Source organism: Haloterrigena salina JCM 13891 (assembly GCF_000337495.1).
Taxonomy (GTDB): domain Archaea; phylum Halobacteriota; class Halobacteria; order Halobacteriales; family Natrialbaceae; genus Haloterrigena; species Haloterrigena salina.
In genome coordinates, this window is record NZ_AOIS01000003.1 from 26623 (window position 1) to 45064 (window position 18442).

Consider the following 18442-nt stretch of genomic DNA (forward strand, 5'->3'; position numbering starts at 1 on the left):
GCGTCCCGTCTTTCCCGTGCGTTTCGACGGCGGTCCGACGTCGATTCCGGGTCGATTCCGTAGTTCTCACCATACTGACTGCCGGATACGACTACCAGCTATAAAAATCGATTGAACGGTCAGTCCAGACGGGTCGAGATGGATTTCTCTCAGACCCCTCTACCGGGACGAAATAGCCGAAGAGAAAAAGCATATAAGTACCGATTGAATATTCAGTCAACACATGACAGCGAAACCGAAACGAACGGCCGGGATCACGACCGCTACCGGTCGGATCCGGGGGCGCTCCTCGCTCAGTAGCGAGTCGAGCGCACCGAACGAGGACGGAATACGAGGAGGGCTATCCGCCACATGAGTTGGATCGACACGGTCTCCGATGCGGTCGCGGACTACAGTCGGCCCGTGATCGCCGTCATGCTCGTGCTCACGCTCGTCGTGGGTGCGGGCGCCGGAATGGTCGAGCAGTCCTCCGACCTCGATGCGTTCCAGAGCGACAGCGAGGAAGCGCAGAAGATGGAGTACATCGAGGAGAACTTCTCGAGCGGTCAGGAGAACACGTCGGCCGCGCAAGTGATCGTTAGGGGTGAGAACGTCCTCACGCAGGAGGCGATGGTCGAGAATCTCCGATTGCAACAGTCGTTCCGCGAGAACGAGACGATCAACCGGACGCTCGCCGACGAACAGCCGACGGTCGGCGTGGCGAATTTCGTCGCGCTCGCGTCGCTGTCCGAGGGTCAGCAGGCGGCACAAGCGGACGAGTCCGGTCAGCAACGGGCCACACAGGAGGGCAACGCCGGCCAGCAACAGGGTGCACAGGCGAGTGCCGCGTCGCCGACGCTGCAACAGCAGATCGACGCCCTCGAGTCGATGAACGAGACGGAGTACGAGCGGGCGCTCGGCGCCGTACTGAGCGAGGAGTCGTCCGACGAGATGAGCGGACTGGCGTTCATGCCGACGAGCTACGAGCCCGGCTCCTCGAGTGCGAACGCGACGATGCTGATGGTCACCCACCAGACCGACGGCGGTGGTGGCCAAGAAGGGACGGCATCCGATGCGGTCACTGACGCGCAACTGGCCATGCAGTCCATCGCGAACGAGGACATCGAGGACGACAGTTCCGAGGTTATCGTCTTCGGGAGCGGAATCATGGGCGAGGAGATCGAGAACTCGATGGGCGACAGCATTGCGATCGTCGGTCCCCTCGCGCTGCTGTTCGTCGTCATCGCGTTGCTGGTCGCGTACCGCGACCTGCTCGACATCGTCCTCGGTCTGGTCGGTATCGGCGCCGTCCTCCTCTGGACGTTCGGGTTCATGGGCTGGGCGGGGATCGACTTCAACCAGATGTTCATCGCGGTGCCCGTCTTACTGATCGGGCTCTCGATCGACTACGCGATCCATATCTTCATGCGCCACCGCGAGCAGCGCCAGGCTGGCGGTGCGTACGGCGCGGACGACACCCGCGGATCGATGCGGACTGCTCTGGCCGGCGTCGGCGTAGCGCTCGTGTTGGTGACCGCGACGACGGCTATCGGCTTTCTCTCGAATCTCACGAGTCCGATCCCGCCGATACAGGAGTTCGGCATCGTAAGTGCGGTCGGGATTACGGCGGCTCTACTCGTCTTCGGCATTCTGATTCCGGCGCTCAAAATCGAACTCGACGAGTTCCTCGAGTCGCGGGGCATCGATCGGAAAAAGCGCGCGTTCGGGACGGGTGGCGGCCGATTCAGCCAGCTCCTGTCGATCGGATCGACGGCGGCGCGACGGATGCCGCTCGTCATCATCCTCGTCGCGGTTCTCGTGAGCGCCGGCGGCGCGTACGGCGCGGCACAGGTCGACACCAGCTTCAACCAAGAGGACTTCATTGCAGAGGATCCGCCGGAGTGGACGGACAACCTCCCCGGTCCGATGGAGCCGGGCGACTACTCGATGAAGGAGAACCTCGAGTTCGTCAACCAGAACTTCGCCCGGGAGGACTCCCAGGCGCAGATCCTCGTCGAGGGGAACGTGACCGATCCGGAGACGTTACAGCGGCTGAAGGCGGCTGAGGGCGAGGCCGCCGAGAGCGACGTCGCAATCACGCTCTCGAGCGGCGAGGCCGACGTCCAGAGTCCCCTCGGAACGATGCGACAGGTCGCCGCCGAGAACGAATCGTTCAACGCGACGTTCGCCGCGGCCGACACTAACGGCGACGGCGTGCCCGATCAGAACGTCGAGCAGGTGTACGACGAACTGTTCGCCACCGCGCCCGACGAAGCGGCCGGCGTCATCCATCGGACCGACGAGGGTGACTACGAGGCCGTTCGGATGGTCATTTCGACGAGCGGCACCGCGTCCATGAGCGACGTCACGGACGAGATGCGAGCGATCGCGGACGACCTCGACGGGAACGGACTCGAGGCCACCGCAACCGGACAGACGATCACGTTCGACATCGTCCAAGACCAGCTGATGGACACGGTCATCGAGAGCCTGCTGATCACGCTCGTGGCCGTCTTCGCCTTCCTGATGGTCGCCTACCGGATCACGAAGGGCAGCGCGACCCTCGGGGCGGTGACGCTCCTCCCGGTCGTGTTCAGCGTCTCGTGGATCCTCGGGACGATGTACTTGCTCGAGATCCCGTTCAACGTCATGACGGGGATGATCACGAGCCTCACCGTCGGCCTCGGGGTCGCCTACAGCATCCACATCAGCGAGCGCTACAGTCTGGAACTGGAGCGCACCGGCTCGGTCTGGGAAGCGATGTCCCGGACGGTCACCGGCACGGGCGGCGCGCTGTTGGGCAGCGCGGCGACGACCGTCGGCGGGTTCGGCGTCCTCGCCTTCGCCATCCTCCCGCCGCTCCAGCAGTTCGGGATCATCACCGGGCTGACGATCACGTACGCGTTCCTCGCCAGCGTGATCGTCCTCCCGTCGCTGCTGGTGCTGTGGACGCGCTATCTCGGCCCCGACGTTTCCTTCGGCTCGCCGAGTAGTTCGCCCGCGCCCACGGCCAGCGACGGCGGGCGACCGGCCGACCAGCCGGAGGGAAGAACCGACGACTAATCTGGCGGGTACCCACCCTTCTCCCCGTCGCGGTAGCGGGGACGGTATCTGCAGGAGAAATTCGCACGTGCAACGCGTATCGACATCTTTGAACCGCTCGAGTACCTGGATCCGACTATGAGCACCGGTATCGCTGTTCTCAACTTCGGCGAACCGTCGGAACCGGATCGAGACGCCGTCGTCGACTACCTCGAGCGGATCTTCCTCGCGAACATGGAAATCGAGGGCGAGACGACGCCTGAGGCGGCCCGCGAACGAGCCCACTCGCTGGCGGAGCGTCGCGTCCCCGCGTTGATCGAGGAGTACGAAGCGATCGGCGGGTCGCCGCTGAACGCGCACGCCGAGACGCAGGCGGAGCGACTCGAGTCCGAACTCGTCGCCCGCGGCCACGACGTGACGACCTACAACGGGTTCCAGTTCACCGAGCCGTTCGTCGAGGACGCGGCGACCGCCGCGGCCGAAGACGGTGTGTCGAACTTCGTCGGATTGCCCCTCTACCCGCTCTGCGGACCGTCGACGACGGTACAGGCCCTTGAGGACCTCTCGGGTGCCGTCGACGATCTCGACTGGTCACCGGAGTACCACGAGATCACGGGCTGGCACACGCACTCGGCGTATCTGCGGCTGCGCGCCGACGCGATCCGTAACACGCTCGAGCAAAACGGCCTCGAGTTGGGGACGGACACGCGACTCGTCTTCTCGGCCCACGGCACGCCGCAGTACTACCTCGAGGAGGGGAGCCGATACGCGCAGTACGTCGACGAGTACGCGGAGATCGTCAACCGAATGCTCGGCGACCCCGGCTACGAACTCGGCTACCAGAACCACGAGAACCGCGACGTCGAGTGGACGGAGCCCGACGTCGAGTCCATCGTCGAAACCCTCGACGCCGAGCGCGTCGTCGTCGATCCCGTCAGCTTCATGCACGAGCAAAGCGAGACGCTCTCCGAACTCGACCTCGAACTCCGCGAGGAAGCCGAGGAGCGGGGGCTCGGGTTCTTCCGCGTCCCAGTTCCCTACGACGACGAGCGCTTCATCGAACTCCTGGCCGACCTCGTCGAGCCGTTCGTCGCCGACTTCGATCCGGAGTACTACGGCTTCCAGTCGTGTACCTGTCGGGACAGCCCGAACGCGATGTGTCTCAATGCCCGCCGGAACGAACCGGCGCGAAACGAGTGAGATCCGGGATGCGCATCGGAATCGTCGGAGCGGGGATGACGGGGCTCGCGCTCACGCACGCGCTCGCCGAGCGCGGGATCGACAGCGTTGCCTACGAGGCCACCGGCGAACCCGGCGGCGTCATCGACTCCCGCGTCGTCGACGGACGCGTCATCGAGGTCGGTCCACAGCGCCTGCGGCTCAGCGACCCGGTCGCGGAGCTGGTCGAGGCGGTCGGGTTGCGTCGAGAACTCGCCGCGGCCGACGACTCGCTCCCGCTGTACGTCTACAGCCGCGGGGCGCTTCGGCGCGTCCCTCGGTCGGCGACCGCGTTTCTCAAGACGGACCTCCTCTCGCCGACCGCGAAGCTTCGCGTGCTCGCGGAGCCGTTGACCGGGGACGCGACGCCGGACGAGTCCATCGCCGAGGTGTTCACGCGCAAGTTCGGACGGGAGGCCTACGAGAACCTCGCCGGACCGATCGTCGGCGGCACGTTCGGCTCCGATCCGGCCGAGATGCCCGCGCGGCACGCGCTCGAGTCGCTGTTCGAACTCGAGCAGCGACACGGAAACCTGCTCGTGCCCGCCGCCAAACGGCTCCTCGGCTCGAGCGAGACGCCGCCGCCGGTCTCGTTCGAGGGCGGACTGCAACGGCTCCCGAACGCGCTCGCGGACGCACACGACGACCGGGTCCGGTTCGAAACGCCGATCCGATCGATCCGCGAGGCGGGCGACGAGGTCGTCGTCACGGGAGCCGACGGCGACGTCGAACGATTCGATCACGTCGTCGTAACGACGCCCGCGGGCGAGACGGCCGACCTGCTCCGGGAGAGCGTCCCGGAGGCGGCCGCTCTCGAGGAACTCACTTACAATCCGCTCGCGCTCGTGCATCTCGTCTCCGACGCCAACGCGGCCGGATTCGGCTATCAGGTTCGACGCGGCGAACCGCTGCGGACCCTCGGCGTCTCCTGGAACGCGAGCCTGTTCGACCGCGACGGCGTCTACACGGCCTTCCTCGGCGGGATGAACGACGCAGAACTCTGCGACAAGGCGGACGAGGAAATCGGTCAGATCGCGGCTCGAGAGTTCGAGCGCGTCCTCGGCGCCGAGGCCGACGCGTTGCACGTCGAGACGCTTCCCGCGGCGTTTCCGGCCTACGATTCGTCGTGGAGCGCGCTCGACCGCGTCGATCTCCCCGAGCGGATCCACCTCGCGACGAACTACACGTCCCGAATGGGGATCCCCTCGCGCGTTCGGGAGGCGAACGGTCTCGCGGAGACGTTTGCGGACGAAGCCAGCTAGGGTCGTCCGAACCCGGGTGGCCTCACCACCTTCGATCGGGAACGGACCGGGTTAGTTCCACTCCCAGTTTTTCGCGGTTTCGACGAACGCCGCGACCGACTCGATCGGCGTCTCCTTGCCGACGCCGTGGCCGAGGTTACAGATGTACCCGCGGGGGCCGGCGGCCTCGATCATCTGTGCGGTTCGGGACCGAACCGTTTCGGGATCGGCAAACAGCAGTGTCGGATCGAGGTTACCCTGCACCGGCGTCGTCCCGAGCTCCTCGCGCGCATTCTCCATATCGACGGTCCAGTCCAGCGAGACGGCGTCGGCGCCGCCGGTTCGCAACTGCTCGAGCCGGCCGCCCATCCCGCGAACGAACAGTATCGTCGGCGCGTCGATCGCGGAGAGGATCTTACGATGCAGCGGGCGTACGTACTCCTCGTAGTCCGCCGGCGGGAGGACGCTCGCGTAGGTGTCGAACAGTTGGACGACGTCCGCGCCGTGGTCGACCTGCAGTCGGAGGTACTCCGCGACGACGTCGGCGAACCGCTCGAGCAGGTCCTCGAACGCGGCCGGCTGTTCGGCGCGGAACCGGCGGATCGCTCCGTTCTGGCGGTCGGCGCCGCCGGCCACGGCGTACGACGCGAGCGTGAACGGCCCGCCGGCGAATCCGATGACGGCGTCCGTCTCGGCGACCGACGCGGACAACCGATCGAGCAGGTCGTAGACGAAGTCGAGTTCGGTCTCGACGTCGCGGTGGTCCGCCGGAACGTCGGCGGGTCCCTCGACCGGGTTCGGGACGACCGGACCGACGCCGGATTCGATGTGGTAGTCGAACCCGAGGGGCTCGAGGCACGTGAGAATATCCGAGAACATCACGACGCCGTCGACGTCGTACCGCTCGTAGGGCTGGAGCGTGATCGTTTCCGCGATCTCCGGCGTTTCGATGGCCTCGCGAAACGAGTGCTCGTTTCGGAGCTCCCGGTACTCCGGGAGGTGGCGTCCGGCCTGGCGCATCATCCAAACCGGCGGCCGTTCGGTGCGTTCGCCCCGCGCCGCTCGAACGAGGAGTGGTGTGGTCATACTCGGACGTCGCCCACCGAGTAAAGAGTAGTTTCGGTTGCCACCCGCCGGTTCCAAGAGTGCTCGTCGCCGTCTCGCTCCGCGTCGACTACGGGCGACGATCCGTCGCGTGGTACGTGCCGACGAGCCGTCAGTACGGCGACCGCGCCGGATGGTCACCGCGACAGGCCCCGTCGATCTCCCACCGACAGGTCCGGTCGATGCTGGAGTGGAGCGAATCTGCTCTCTACCATAGTGAGCAGAACGGTCTCTTGGCAGATGACAGACTGGTTCGATCGATTTGACTTTCCGAATACTCACCCCATCATATGGGGGTGGTATTTTTGTAGTATTACAAGAATACCAGCGTAAACCAACCAGTAGAACATCTTATTCCCGTAGTTGTGTTTTCCCTACCTGTATGGATTCTTATCGGACTCGAGATGCTACGCTCGAACTCGACTATCGTACCGAATCACGAGAAACGCACTTATCGTTCCGTCCCCTTTCGACGGTCACAATGATGGCGACAACGCACGTGCTCTGGGGGATGGCGCTCGCTCTCCCGGTCCTCGCGACCGCCCCGGAGTTCGCCCCGGCCAGCTTCGCGGCCGGACTCGTCGGCGGACTGCTCCCCGATCTCGATCTCTACGCCGGCCACCGGAAGACGCTCCACTATCCGATCTACGCGTCGCTCGCGACCGCGCCAGCGCTCGCGCTCGCACTCGCGGCGCCGTCGACGCTGACCGTCGGCCTCGCCGTCGCACTCGCCGCGTCGGCCCTCCACGCCGCCGCCGACGTCCTGGGCGGCGGCCTCGAGCTCCGACCGTGGCAGGAGGGCTCAGAGCGAGCGGTGTACAGTCACTATCACGGCCGCTGGATCCGACCCCGGCGGCTCGTCCGTTACGACGGCGCACCCGAGGATCTCGCGCTCGCCGCGGTCGTCGCGGCGCCACTCGTCGGAACGGGCGACGGGACCGTGACCGCCGTCACGGTCGCGTTCCTGTCGGTTTCGGCCGTCTACGTGCTGTTACGAAAACCGCTCGCGACGCTCGCCGAGCGACTCGCCGGCCTCGTCCCGCAGCCGCTGTCACCGTACCTGCCCGAGCGCTATCGCGAGTCCGGCGCGTACTCGCGGCAGTAGAGTAGTCGGAGACGCCCACGCTACTATCGGTCTGGTAGTCTCGGACGGTCGGATGGGTCACGGTCGGGCCGTCCACCGCCCTCGATGCCGACCGTCGTCCGAACCGTCGTCAACGACGGGAGCAATTCGCTTCGACGGCGGCGAGTACGTCTGCGATCAGCTTACAGCGATAGTATCTGACCGTCCCGGATCGACTGTCGTACTCGATCACGTCCCCGTCCTCGAGCGCGGGCAAGTGGCGGTGGTGGAGTTCCATTTTCCAGGTCTCGGCGCTCATGTCGGTGTGCTCGTCGGCCAACGTGGAGACCAGTCGATCGACGTCCATCGAGTCGCGTTCCGACCGCTCGAGAACGGAAACGACGGTGCGTCGCCGGGCGTTCGACAGCAGTCGGAGCACGTTCCCTGCCGTACACGAACACACCTCGACGTCGTTTCGGTTGACGATTGGACACTCAGTCATCGTTTCTCTCGGATCGTCGTTCTATCGGAGCGGGCTAAAAGCCACATCGTGTTCCCAGCGACTGACATACTTCTCAGTATCGAACGGTCTCGAAAACGTGAATTGGAAGTCGATCGCCCCGCCAGACGATCACCGAACGACCGTCACCGGCATCGATGCCCGTCGAACGACCTGTTCCGCGACACTGCCCAGCAGCACGCGCGAAACGCCCGAGCGACCGTGGCTGCCGATGACGATCTGATCGACGTCGTTTTCCTCCGCGAACCCGACGATGTCGCGAATCGGTTCTCCGACGACTGTTTCGGTCGTCAGCGAGGCCTCGTGGCCGTGCTCGTCGGCGACCTCTCGGGCCGTCTCGAACAACGTCTCGGCTCGCTCTTCCTCGAGTTCGACGAGTCGTTCGAAGTGAAGGTGGCTGTCCGTCCGGTAGGTCGACATCGGGGGATTGACGACGTGTAACGCCGTAATATCCGCGTCCGGAAACGTCGTTACGGCGTGTTCGATCGCCGCGCGCGCCGGTTCGGAACCGTCGATCGGGACGAGGACGTGCATGGGAGATCGTTCGACGACCAGCGACATATACGCCGAGTGAATTCCCGCCATCCGGAACTGCGGGCGAGGGTCTCGTGTCCGAGCGGAGCGCTCGAGCGACGACTCGGTCGACGGCCGGACACTGCGCTGCCGGTTGACGAACGAGCCGACGCGACCCCGTCGACCACCTCCTTCGAGATCGGACGGAATCGTACGACTGCGTCTCATCGCGACGCTGCTCTATCGCTCCCCGAAGGCGCACCGCGCCGCGTCGCGTGACTGTCCGTCCGATCCTCCGCAGCGGACTCTCACGCTCGAATCGTCGCCTGCCATCCCGCGGAGTAATAACGGAGGCGGTCGGACGTCCACCCACGAATGTACTCCGACATCCTTCTCGCGACCGACGGCAGCGAGTGTGCCCGGGCGGCGACATCACACGCGGTCGACCTCGCGGCGACCTACGGTGCGACGCTACACGCGCTCTACGTGATCGAAACCCGGATCGGCTACGATAGCGGCGTCGTCGATCCGGAAACCATCGAGGACGACCTCCGTTCCGAGGGCGAGTCCGTCCTCGAGGCAGTCGACGACGAGAGTCGGTCGCGGGACGTGACGCTCGTCGATCGGATTCGAAAGGGCGTCCCCGAACGGGAGATCGCCGACTACGTCGAGAGGGAGGGGATCGATATTGTCGTCGTCGGGACGCGAGGGAAGTCCGCGTTCAAGACAATCCTGCTCGGAAGCACGAGCGAGGCGCTCGTCCGTGACCTGTCGGTTCCCGTCGTACTGGTGTCCGAAGACGGCGAGACGGGCGCCGATACCTGAGGGGTCCTGACGAGTCGGCACGGTCGAGGCGATCGAGCCGTCGACCGTCTACCCCTATCGGGTACCTTCCCGATTTCGTCGAACGCGCGTACGATGTCGAGCTCCAGCCGTGGCAGCGGGCGTACGTGAACACCGCGCTGCTCAACCACGCCGTCGGGATGCTCGGTCCGTACGACGACGTCTGGTGGTGGGACCACCTCACGCACGCCCACTCCTCGTCGATTCTGGGCGGGGTGATTTGCGCCGCCAGCCGTCGGCGGGGACGCGATCCAGGCCCGCAGGTCGTCGCCGCCGTCGTCTGTCTTGGCCTCGTCTGGGAGTTCGTCGAGTACGCCGTTCACACCGCGGCGAACCGTCTCGGGTTCGAGCCGGTACTCGTCACGTACGGCCCGAAGGACACCGCCCTCGACATCGTCTTCGACCTGGTCGGCGCGTTGCTCGTACTCGCGTTCGGAGACCGCATCTTCGACGCGTTCGAGGACGTCGAGTACGTCTTTCCCCCGTTCCTCTCTTCCTCTCCTTCTCGACCTCTCCCTCGAGACGATCGACCCTTCGATGGGCCGACGACATCCGACGAACCGCGCGTTAGACCACAGGAGACGCCTCGGCGAGCCGATCACGACGAACGCACCACGAACAGTACGGGGACGTCGACTATCCGCAGGAGCGTCGAGGTGATGCTTCCGAGGATTCGGCGACCGAGGCCCGACCGGCTGCGGGCGCCCATCACGAGCAGGTCGATATCGGCCTCGACGACGTACTCGCGAACGCCGGCCGGGACGCCGTCGAAGGACGTCGTCCGGACGACCGCGGTCGTGACGGCCGGCGCCGCGTCCCCGATCTCCGCCGCCGCGTCCTCGACGATCTCCTCGCCGTCCGCCTCGAGTCGTTCGACGAACTCCTCCCGTAGCCCGCCCGCGGCGAACGCGCCGCCCGCGGCCTGCAGATCGACCACGTTCAGCACGTGGACCGTCGACCCGTACCGCTGTGCGATCGCGGCGCCGTGCCGGGCGGCGGCGGTCGCGCGTTCGCTTCCGCCCGTCGGAACCAGCAGGTCGGAGTAGTCGGTCACCGCGTCCGACGCCCCCTTCGGGACGACGAAGACGGGGACATCGCTTCGATGGAGGAGCCGCTCCGTGACGCCGCCGAGGAGTCGCTTTCCGAGCCTCGTGAGCCCCTGTCTGCCGACGACGATCAGGTCCGCGTCCCGGTCGGAAGCGAACGCAACGATTTGATCCGCGGGCTTTCCCTCGGCCAGTTCCGTCGTTACGGACCGGTCGAAATCGGACGCGAGCGCCTCGATCTCCTCGAGCACCGCTTCACCCTGTTCTCGCAGACGAGCCGTTTCGCCGCCGGGGCTCGCGACCCGCAGCGCCTTCGACTCTACGACGTAGACGACGTCGACGGCCGCGTCGAAGATGCGCGCGAACTCGAGTCCGCGCTCCGCCGCTCGTGCGGCCTCGTCGCTTCCGTCGACCGCGATGAGTATCCGGTCGTACATGGCCCGACGTTCGACGCCGACGGTCTTCGTTCTTTGCGGCTGGTCGAACCGACTACGCTACGGCCGGACGGGGAGCTCGGCTCGTCCGTTCGTCCGCATGACCGCTCGATTTCGCTCCGGCCACGCCAGGAGACGCTCCCGGAGCGGCTCGCCGGTTTCGGTCTCCGGATCGTAGTCGACGAGCGCTGCAGTCGCCGTCAGGAGGATCCACCCGCCGTAGCCGAGAAAGACCGTTACCGGCGCGAAGACGACGATCGGAACGACGACCCGTACGAGCCGCTCGCTGAACGAGGGATCGGCGGTGGTATGGCTGTCTGGTGACGAGACCATATTCGAACGTCCGGCCTAGGAGATATTCAAACCAAAGGTGACCGAACCCCAACATGAACCGGCGCGATCCGTTCAGAGGCGAGTAGCGACGTGACTCCTCGCCTCCCGGTCAAGTAGCCCTTCTGGACGGAGACGCGTACTCGTTTCCGCCCCTGTTTCCACGGGGAGTAGGTTTAAGTCCTGTCTGCTGTATCAATGATACATGGGATTAGAAACGGTCGTTCTCGTCTGTAAACCCGGTGACGAAGGATTAGGGTCGAAACTCGCGGAGACGGTCGTCGATATTGCAAAGCCGGCGAACGCCCGCGTGGAAGTCGCACAGGTGTTCACGGACGACGAGTACGAGAACACCACGACGAGTCTCGGTCTCGACGACGAACCCGAGATCGCACCCGAACGGATCGCAGCCCAACACGGAACGTTTCGGACCATCGTCGATCGGTTCGACTCCGAGGGGCTCGAGTACGACGTGAGTACCTCCATCGGGCCGCACGCGGACACCATCGTCGACCTCGCCGCCGACGCGGATCTCCTTGTCATCGCCGGCGACAAGCGGTCGCCGGCCGGAAAAGCGATCTTCGGGTCGACAACTCAGGAGGTACTGCTCTCGGCCCCCTGTCCGGTGGTGTTCGTCCGGCGGGAGTGAGCCCGAAGCGGCATCCCGGAATCCCCGCCTCGAGTGTGAGGGGTATCCACGAACTGTCGCAAGCTGATCGAGAATGCGAAAATATGGCTCCTGTATCATACCACCTGTCTCCTTGAATCTCTTTTTCAGATACTGTTATAGATAATGACGATATGTTCTATCGGAGTGCGAAACTGTACTCTAGTGAGGCGTCGATCGATAGTCGATACTCGTCCCAATTATCGTCCCTCTTGATTCGTCTAGAAGGCGGAATACCGTTCACTACAGTCAGTTCGCGCAGTCAAATCACTGCGAAGAACGCTCGTACTGTCTGAGTCAGTCACTCTTCGTTCGTGCTTTGGATATCTTCCGTGAACTGTGACAGCACGACCAGTTTAAGTTCGTCTACTCGACGACACCAGATACGGTGGTCGGCGGTTATCCGGTCGTAGATCCGTCCTGAGGAAATATATGTTCGGACGATATTTGAGCTATATTTAGACGGACAGATCGGTACACCTCTCGGATACGAATCTGTTCTAGAATGCGAAGATACCAACGGCGATGACTCAGTCCAAGTCGGTCGGGAGTACACGAACGGAACAGTTCTGAAGGCGACGGAACACGGTGACGGCTACTGGTCTCGAGACGATAGTCGCCCTTCCGCGAACGCCACCCGTTCGATCTGGAGACAAGAGCTGCTATTCTCGGCTACTGTCGCTCATCTTCCGTCTGAAAGCGGTAACGAGGACGCTTCACGGCTGCGCTTCGGCGGCGCTCTCGCGGTACTCCTCGAGCGAGAGATCGATCTCCCTCGCCCGCTCGCGGATCGCGTCGGCGTCGACTGACGTGACCTCGCCGTCGTCGACCAGCACGTTCCCGTCGACCATGGTAAAGACCACGTCGTCGCCGTGAGCACCGAAGACGAGGTGCGAGAGCGGGTCGTGCAGCGGCGTGGCGCGGGTCAGGTCCGTATCGAGGCCGACGACGTCCGCGCGCCACCCCTCGCGGAGCGCGCCGAGACGGTTGAATCCCGCGGCCTTCGCGCCGTTGATCGTCGCCATCTCGAAGAGCGTCGCTGCCGGCGCGGCGACCGGGTCGAGGGTGTCGACCTTCTGCAGGAGGCTCCCCTGTCGCATCTCGGTGAACGGATCGAGCGTGTTGTTACACGGCGGACCGTCGTTACCCAGCGCGACGTTGATCCCGCGCTCTATGTAGTCGACGACCGGCGCGACGCCGCTGGCGAGTTTCATGTTCGAGGACGGGCAGTGCGTGACGTGGGTCCCCGTCTCGGCGAGTAGTTCGCGTTCGCTCTCGTCGGTCCAGACGCAGTGGGCGAGGACGACGTCCTCCCCGGTGAGTCCGACCTCGTCTAACCAGTGGATGTTCCGCATGCCGGTGTCCTCCTCGACGGTCTCGATCTCGCTGCGGTTCTCGCTGGCGTGGGTGTGAATCCGAACGCCGTCGTACTCGTCGGCGAGTTCGCGTGCCCCGCGCAAGCACGCCTCGCTACAGGAGACGGCGAAGCGCGGCGTCACCGCATACCGGATGCGGTCGTCGAACGCGCCGTGGTACTCCTCGATCAGTTCCCTGCTCTCGGCGAGAGCCTCGTCGGTGTCCTCGAGCAGGCCGTCGGGCGAGCGCTGATCCATCAACACCTTCCCGAGCACGCCGCGGATGCCGATCTCGCCGGCCGCCTCGAACGCGCGCTCGGCGTGGTTGACCGAAAGGTGGTCGACGCAGGTCGTCGTCCCGCTCTCGATCATCTCGAGGTAGCCCAACTTCGCCGCGATCTCCATCTCCTCGGGCGAGAGCGATGCCTCCATCGGGAGGACGTACTCGAAGAGCCACTCGAGCAACTCGGAGTCGTCGGCGATCCCGCGGCCGAGGCTCTGGACGGAGTGGAGGTGTCCGCCGACCAGCCCCGGCATGAGGATGTCGTAGCGTCGTTCCTCGCGGTCCGGATACCGGTCGCGGAGGTCGTCGCGGCGACCGACGGCGTCGATGCGCGACCCGTCGACGACGACGGCTCCGTTCTCGATGACGGTTTTAGAGTCGGCGATGACCGTTCCCGAGAGTAGCATACCACGCGGGAATCCAGCCGCACGCACAAAACGATTCGCATTCTGTCGGTTGCGATCAGCGGAATCCGACCCTACCTCCGTGGGCTGATCGAACGGTCACCTGTGACCGACTGGTCTCATGCACTCTCTCCCTCGGGAGTCACCTCTCACAATCACAGAATACTGCTGCAAATTACGTTATCAGTAGTGGTAATACTATTTCTTTATTCATAGTGATAGATAAAAACCGTCGATACAGGTAGAGGAGATAACGAACATAAAGAATTAATATCTTTGACAAAATACGACGCCTATGAACCAGACTGCGGAACGTCTCCAATATCACATCAAGGGTTCATTCATAGTCCTGCTCGTCCTCGCAGCCTTTCAGTACTGGCAGGGCAACCTCGATATTGGATTTCTAGTTGTAGTGGCAGCTGGTTACGTTGTTCTCAGGATGGCGTTTGATATTATTCAAGAACGATACACAAGCGCCTGAACGCCGTTCCATTCGCACATGTACTTATCGAATCGTCCACCGCAGTTTCAGTCATCGTTCTGAATAAAGAAGCCGCGTTACTATCTACTGTTATTTACTTTCTATTACATGCGGCGTCAGGTATCGTGTTCGGTGAACGCCTCACCGGCGTCTTCGGCCATCTCTTTGGCTTCGATGTGCGAGTACGACTTGCGGACGACCTCCTCGCTGTTATCCAGCAGTCGAGCGGCGGCGGTGAACCCGCGCTGGCGAACCATCACTTCGCCAGCGCCGCGGCGTCCGCCGTGCGGGGCGAGGTAGTCGTGCTTTCCCTCGAGTTCGAGATCGGCGCCCTCGCAGAGCCGGCGCATGATCCGGCGAGCGCCGTCGGTGTTGATGGAAGGAGGCGACAGGTCGCGTTCGCGCAGCGCGTCGAACACGTCGGTCTGTCCGGTGAGTTCGTCGACGAAGGGTTCGATTTCGTCGGTCGACCAGTCGTATTCGTCTCGTAACCCAGTACGAAGCGTCTCGTACAGCGAGGGGAGGTGAAACGTCGGAAATACCGGCCACTCGTCGCTCGCGGGATCGAGCAACCTTTTGTATCGCCGCATAGGGTTTACAGCCTGTTTCGTCAGCGATCGATCGGACCAGTCCTGCTTCTTGGCGAGGACGGTCATTTTCTGGTCGTCGAGCGAGACGTCGCCCCACCGAAGGCCGTTCCGGCGATCATCCTTCGGGTCCGCGAAGATCTCCCCGCCACGAACGCCGGAGTAACAGAGGACGTAGACGAGCGCTCGATCGCGGAACTCCCGAATCGCGTCGAATCCCTTCTCGTCGGCGGCGTCGTGCGCTCGTTCGTCGACGTGTCGCGTGATCAGTAGTCGGTGTTCGTCGGTCCAGGCCTGCTGGTCGCCCGACCGACGGCCGTCGTTCTCCGGAAGCGGCTCCTTCGCGACGTTTCGCTGGGCATAGTTCGCCTCGAGGAGCCCCTCGCGGACGCACCAGCCGATGTAGGCGCTCACCTGCGCGTAGTAGGTCCGGATCGTCCCCGGCGCGAGGTCGCGAGCGGTGAGCTCCCGGGCGTACCGGCGAAACGTCCGTTCGTCGAGTTCGTCGAACGCCATGCCGGACTGGGCGTCCGCCTCGAGCCATTCGAGGAAATCCTCGACGCAGCGTTCGAGGTTTCGACGGTAGTTGCCGCTCCCTTCGCCGCCCTTCGACTTCGATCGAAGGAACGCCTCGAGCGGGTCGCCGACCGGCGTCGCCGCGTTCACGCGCGATCACCGCCTCGTGTCCTGTTCCGGTGCATTTTTCGTGAGCAAGAGATGGATCGAATCCTTATAAATCTATACTAATCAAGTGTGTTCGCGGAAAGCAACGACTCCACTGCGACCGAACTTCGAGCGCAGCATACGATGGTCCTGAAGTATAAACCGCACACGGATTCATCCAACGTCACCGCTACGCGATCTAGCTATCGTTGATCACGTTACGTTCGTCGGCGAACCAGTTCGATTGAACACATCGCACAAACGGTGAAACCGAGACCACGCCGATCGTCCGTCGACGCCTATCTACCGGTGAGCGCGCTTCCACCCATCTGCTCGTCACGGTCCGTCTGACGAGTTTCCTTACCCTGTATTTTTCATCCCGGCCGCGATCCCTTTGACCGTCAGCCGGAGCGTCCGCTCCTCGATATCCGTGCGGTGGTTCCGGTCGAGCAGGTGCACCTGAAGCATGTTGAGCGGGTCGACGTAGGGGTTCCGTTGCTCCAGATTCTCACCGAGCCAGTCGCGGGTGTGGAGGCGATCGCGTCGCCCGATTTCCGTGATCAGTTCGGTCGCCCGCTCGTACCTCCGCGAGGTTGATTAGTTCGAAGTAGGTCGTAAACGCCCGCGCGACGATCCGCTGATTGTGGGACGACAGTCCCTCGAGCTCCGTAATTAGCGGATCGCGAGTGTCGAGATCGCCCGAGCGGTAGTCGATCGCGGCCTGTCGGCACGATTCGACCGTCTCAAACGTCTCGCGAGACGTCTGCTCCTCGAGGATGGTCCCCAGGAGCGCGCCGAGTTCGCGAATATCGTGACTGATAAATTTATCTTGAATCACCATATATCATGAATATAGCTTTGACGGTAAAATATCCCGCCGAGACAGAAGAGGTCATCGGTCCGTTCGCCGAGCCTGCGTCATCGGAGACGCCACGTCCCGAAACTCCGAGTGGTGCCGTCCGTTTCGAACGACCGGTTCCCCCGCCGGTCAGCGGACCGAAAGCGAATGCTTCTTGCGGCCGGCAGAGGTGGACAGCGATGTGAACATCGGAATCGCGTTCGCCGGCCTGGCCGCGTTGCTCTACGGAACGTCCCTGTTCGTGATGAAGCGGTGGTTCGCCGACTACTCCTCGCCGACCTTCCTCTCGATCACGTACGCGCTGTCGATGGTCCTCTACCTCCCGGTGGTCGTCGCCGCCGACGGCCCCTTCCTCCCTGCGTCGAACCGAGTCAGCGTTCTCGGAGTTATTTTCGCGGTCACGGCGTTGACGGCGCTCGCCATGGTGTTCCTGTTCCGGGCGCTCCGAATCGGGGAGGTCTCGTACGTCTCGCCGATCAGCAAGATCATCCCGGTGTTCGTCCTCCCGCTGGAAGTGGGGCTACTGCGACAACAACTCTCCGCGCTTCAGGTCGGAGGCGTGGTCGTCGCAACGATCGCGATCTACGTCGCCAACTGGGAGGGGACGACGCTCCTCGCCCCGATCAAACGGGCCAGTCGGTCCAGACCGGCCCAACTGGCGCTGCTGTCGGCCGCGACGTTCGCGGTCGTCGACGTGGGCAAACGCGTGCTGATGCAGGAACTGGCCATCGCACCGACGACGTACGTTCCGTTGATGTTTTTCGGCATCGCCGGGTTGATGGGACCGCTGGCAATCCGCGCCCGATGGCCGGACGACTGGTGGCGCGACCTGACCTTTTTCGTCGTCACGGCGCTCGTCATCGCAGCTGGGAACCACGTCGTCCTGCTCTCCTTTCAGCGATTGCCGGCGAGCATCGTCTCCCCGGTGGTCAACGGACAGGCGATCGTCGCCGTGATCCTCGGTGCGATCTTCCTCGAAGAGTCCCACCTTCGGACGCGTCTCGCTGCGACCGGCTTGGCCGTCCTCGGTATCACGATGATCTCTCTCGGGTGAGCACGGATAGTCGTTCAGGAACGCTTGCTTTTGCGAGGGCGATTTCTGGCGACGGACGGAAGCGACTGGTACATCCCGTCGAATCGAATGCGTGCAGGCTGAACCCCGATGTTTGTGCCTCTCAAACGCGTGGACGAGGTCGGATACGATAGTTACGCGGATACGGACCAAACACCAGCAGGAGATTACGGCAGTACGGGTGTAAACATATACGGTGCCTACTGCTCCGTTTCGATCAGCAGGGAACAGGAGATCGGCTGACCGAGAATCAGCGTTACTCGCTTTATTCGGCTGTTTGTAACGATCAAACGCGGTTGGAGACCGGATCAAACCGAGAAATTGGAGCGAGAGCGACAGCTCTCCTCACTCGCGTACCGAAGACAGAAATCCGTTCACGGGAATCGAGAGGAGGACGCGAATACCGTTTTGTTCTCTCAAACGCCATCTTCTCACCCTATTCGAGATCATCTTTCAGTCAGAGAAGAATGAGGCCGACAGATATCAAAGTAATCCGCGACTCCAGGACGGTCGATTCGGTTGAACATCGAGATCTGATACCGCTCATACGATCAATACTCAGTGTTGGTATCGTAATTCGTTCTGCTTTCGGTATCTTACCGATACCATCGAAGTCAGCAGAGCATCGTTACAGAAGCACGACCGTAAAATTGGATTCAAACGGGGAGTAAACTCTGAGCGTTATCAGCTAGGGACGAGACGTGACGAATTCCGCTCGGTCGACTCGGTTAAGAGTCA

General features: G+C 63.3%; 15 protein-coding genes and 4 pseudogenes. 9 read left to right on the forward strand and 10 right to left on the reverse strand.

Translation table 11 applies throughout. The features are described 5' to 3' along the window. The first annotated feature begins 351 nt into the window (after positions 1–351). From C477_RS00095 to hemG, 3 genes are all read left to right on the forward strand, one after another. On the forward strand, positions 352–3042 hold the full coding sequence (locus tag C477_RS00095; RefSeq protein WP_008892374.1) for an efflux RND transporter permease subunit: 2691 nt from the start codon (positions 352–354) through the stop codon (positions 3040–3042). A gap of 117 nt (positions 3043–3159) precedes the next feature. Beyond that, a complete protein-coding gene (hemH, locus tag C477_RS00100) occupies positions 3160–4221 on the forward strand; it encodes a ferrochelatase (RefSeq protein WP_008892375.1) in 1062 nt (353 codons plus the stop codon). An 8-nt stretch (positions 4222–4229) separates the two neighbouring features. Further along, positions 4230–5501, forward strand: a complete 1272-nt coding sequence (hemG, locus tag C477_RS00105; RefSeq protein WP_008892376.1) for a protoporphyrinogen oxidase — start codon at positions 4230–4232, stop codon at positions 5499–5501. A gap of 51 nt (positions 5502–5552) precedes the next feature. On the opposite strand, the gene hemE is transcribed toward hemG, so the two are convergent. Next, positions 5553–6566, reverse strand: a complete 1014-nt coding sequence (gene hemE / locus C477_RS00110) for a uroporphyrinogen decarboxylase (protein ID WP_049914009.1) — start codon at positions 6564–6566, stop codon at positions 5553–5555. Positions 6567–7065: 499 nt separating this feature from the next. On the opposite strand from hemE, the gene C477_RS00120 reads away from it, so the two are divergent. Further along, positions 7066–7689: a metal-dependent hydrolase gene (locus C477_RS00120; protein WP_049914011.1), complete on the forward strand. Its 624-nt coding sequence runs from the start codon at positions 7066–7068 to the stop codon at positions 7687–7689. 4 nt (positions 7690–7693) lie between these two features. On the opposite strand, the pseudogene C477_RS24985 reads toward C477_RS00120, so the two are convergent. The 3 genes and pseudogenes from C477_RS24985 to C477_RS00130 all read right to left on the reverse strand — a co-directional run. Then, positions 7694–7786 (reverse strand): annotated as a pseudogene (locus C477_RS24985) (radical SAM protein); the annotation flags it as partial. 12 nt (positions 7787–7798) lie between these two features. Next, positions 7799–8149, reverse strand: a complete 351-nt coding sequence (locus C477_RS23250) for a DUF7344 domain-containing protein (RefSeq protein WP_008892380.1) — start codon at positions 8147–8149, stop codon at positions 7799–7801. Positions 8150–8278: 129 nt separating this feature from the next. After that, positions 8279–8701: a universal stress protein gene (locus C477_RS00130; protein WP_049914050.1), complete on the reverse strand. Its 423-nt coding sequence runs from the start codon at positions 8699–8701 to the stop codon at positions 8279–8281. Between the two features lie 354 nt (positions 8702–9055). Between C477_RS00130 and C477_RS00135 the strand changes: the two genes are divergently transcribed. Further along, the gene (locus C477_RS00135; protein WP_008892382.1) at positions 9056–9505 is read left to right on the forward strand and encodes a universal stress protein; all 450 of its coding nucleotides are present in this window, start codon (positions 9056–9058) and stop codon (positions 9503–9505) included. A 56-nt stretch (positions 9506–9561) separates the two neighbouring features. Next, a pseudogene (locus C477_RS24375) lies at positions 9562–9969 on the forward strand (hypothetical protein); the annotation flags it as partial. A gap of 152 nt (positions 9970–10121) precedes the next feature. Here C477_RS24375 and C477_RS00140 read toward each other — a convergent pair. Both C477_RS00140 and C477_RS00145 read right to left on the reverse strand, forming a co-directional pair. Continuing rightward, a complete protein-coding gene (locus tag C477_RS00140; RefSeq protein WP_008892383.1) occupies positions 10122–11006 on the reverse strand; it encodes a universal stress protein in 885 nt (294 codons plus the stop codon). A 57-nt stretch (positions 11007–11063) separates the two neighbouring features. Further along, a complete protein-coding gene (locus tag C477_RS00145; protein ID WP_008892384.1) occupies positions 11064–11336 on the reverse strand; it encodes a hypothetical protein in 273 nt (90 codons plus the stop codon). Positions 11337–11538: 202 nt separating this feature from the next. On the opposite strand from C477_RS00145, the gene C477_RS00150 reads away from it, so the two are divergent. Next, positions 11539–11982 carry a universal stress protein gene (locus C477_RS00150; protein ID WP_008892385.1) on the forward strand — a complete coding sequence of 148 codons (444 nt, stop codon included), beginning with the start codon at positions 11539–11541 and terminating at the stop codon, positions 11980–11982. Positions 11983–12716: 734 nt separating this feature from the next. On the opposite strand, the gene C477_RS00155 is transcribed toward C477_RS00150, so the two are convergent. Then, positions 12717–14045 carry a 5'-deoxyadenosine deaminase gene (locus C477_RS00155; protein WP_008892386.1) on the reverse strand — a complete coding sequence of 443 codons (1329 nt, stop codon included), beginning with the start codon at positions 14043–14045 and terminating at the stop codon, positions 12717–12719. Positions 14046–14337: 292 nt separating this feature from the next. On the opposite strand from C477_RS00155, the gene C477_RS00160 reads away from it, so the two are divergent. Next, positions 14338–14523: a hypothetical protein gene (locus C477_RS00160; protein ID WP_008892387.1), complete on the forward strand. Its 186-nt coding sequence runs from the start codon at positions 14338–14340 to the stop codon at positions 14521–14523. Positions 14524–14639: 116 nt separating this feature from the next. Here the strand turns inward: C477_RS00160 and C477_RS00165 are convergent, their stop codons facing one another. The 3 genes and pseudogenes from C477_RS00165 to C477_RS00170 all read right to left on the reverse strand — a co-directional run. Next, positions 14640–15776: a tyrosine-type recombinase/integrase gene (locus tag C477_RS00165; RefSeq protein WP_008892388.1), complete on the reverse strand. Its 1137-nt coding sequence runs from the start codon at positions 15774–15776 to the stop codon at positions 14640–14642. Positions 15777–16133: 357 nt separating this feature from the next. Beyond that, positions 16134–16364 (reverse strand): annotated as a pseudogene (locus C477_RS24380) (phosphoenolpyruvate carboxylase); the annotation flags it as partial. Further along, positions 16336–16614 (reverse strand): annotated as a pseudogene (locus tag C477_RS00170) (phosphoenolpyruvate carboxylase); the annotation flags it as partial. The pseudogenes C477_RS24380 and C477_RS00170, both read right to left, overlap by 29 nt. A gap of 199 nt (positions 16615–16813) precedes the next feature. Between C477_RS00170 and C477_RS00175 the strand changes: the two are divergent. Then, positions 16814–17686, forward strand: a complete 873-nt coding sequence (locus C477_RS00175) for a DMT family transporter (protein ID WP_239641820.1) — start codon at positions 16814–16816, stop codon at positions 17684–17686. Positions 17687–18442: the final 756 nt, after the last annotated feature.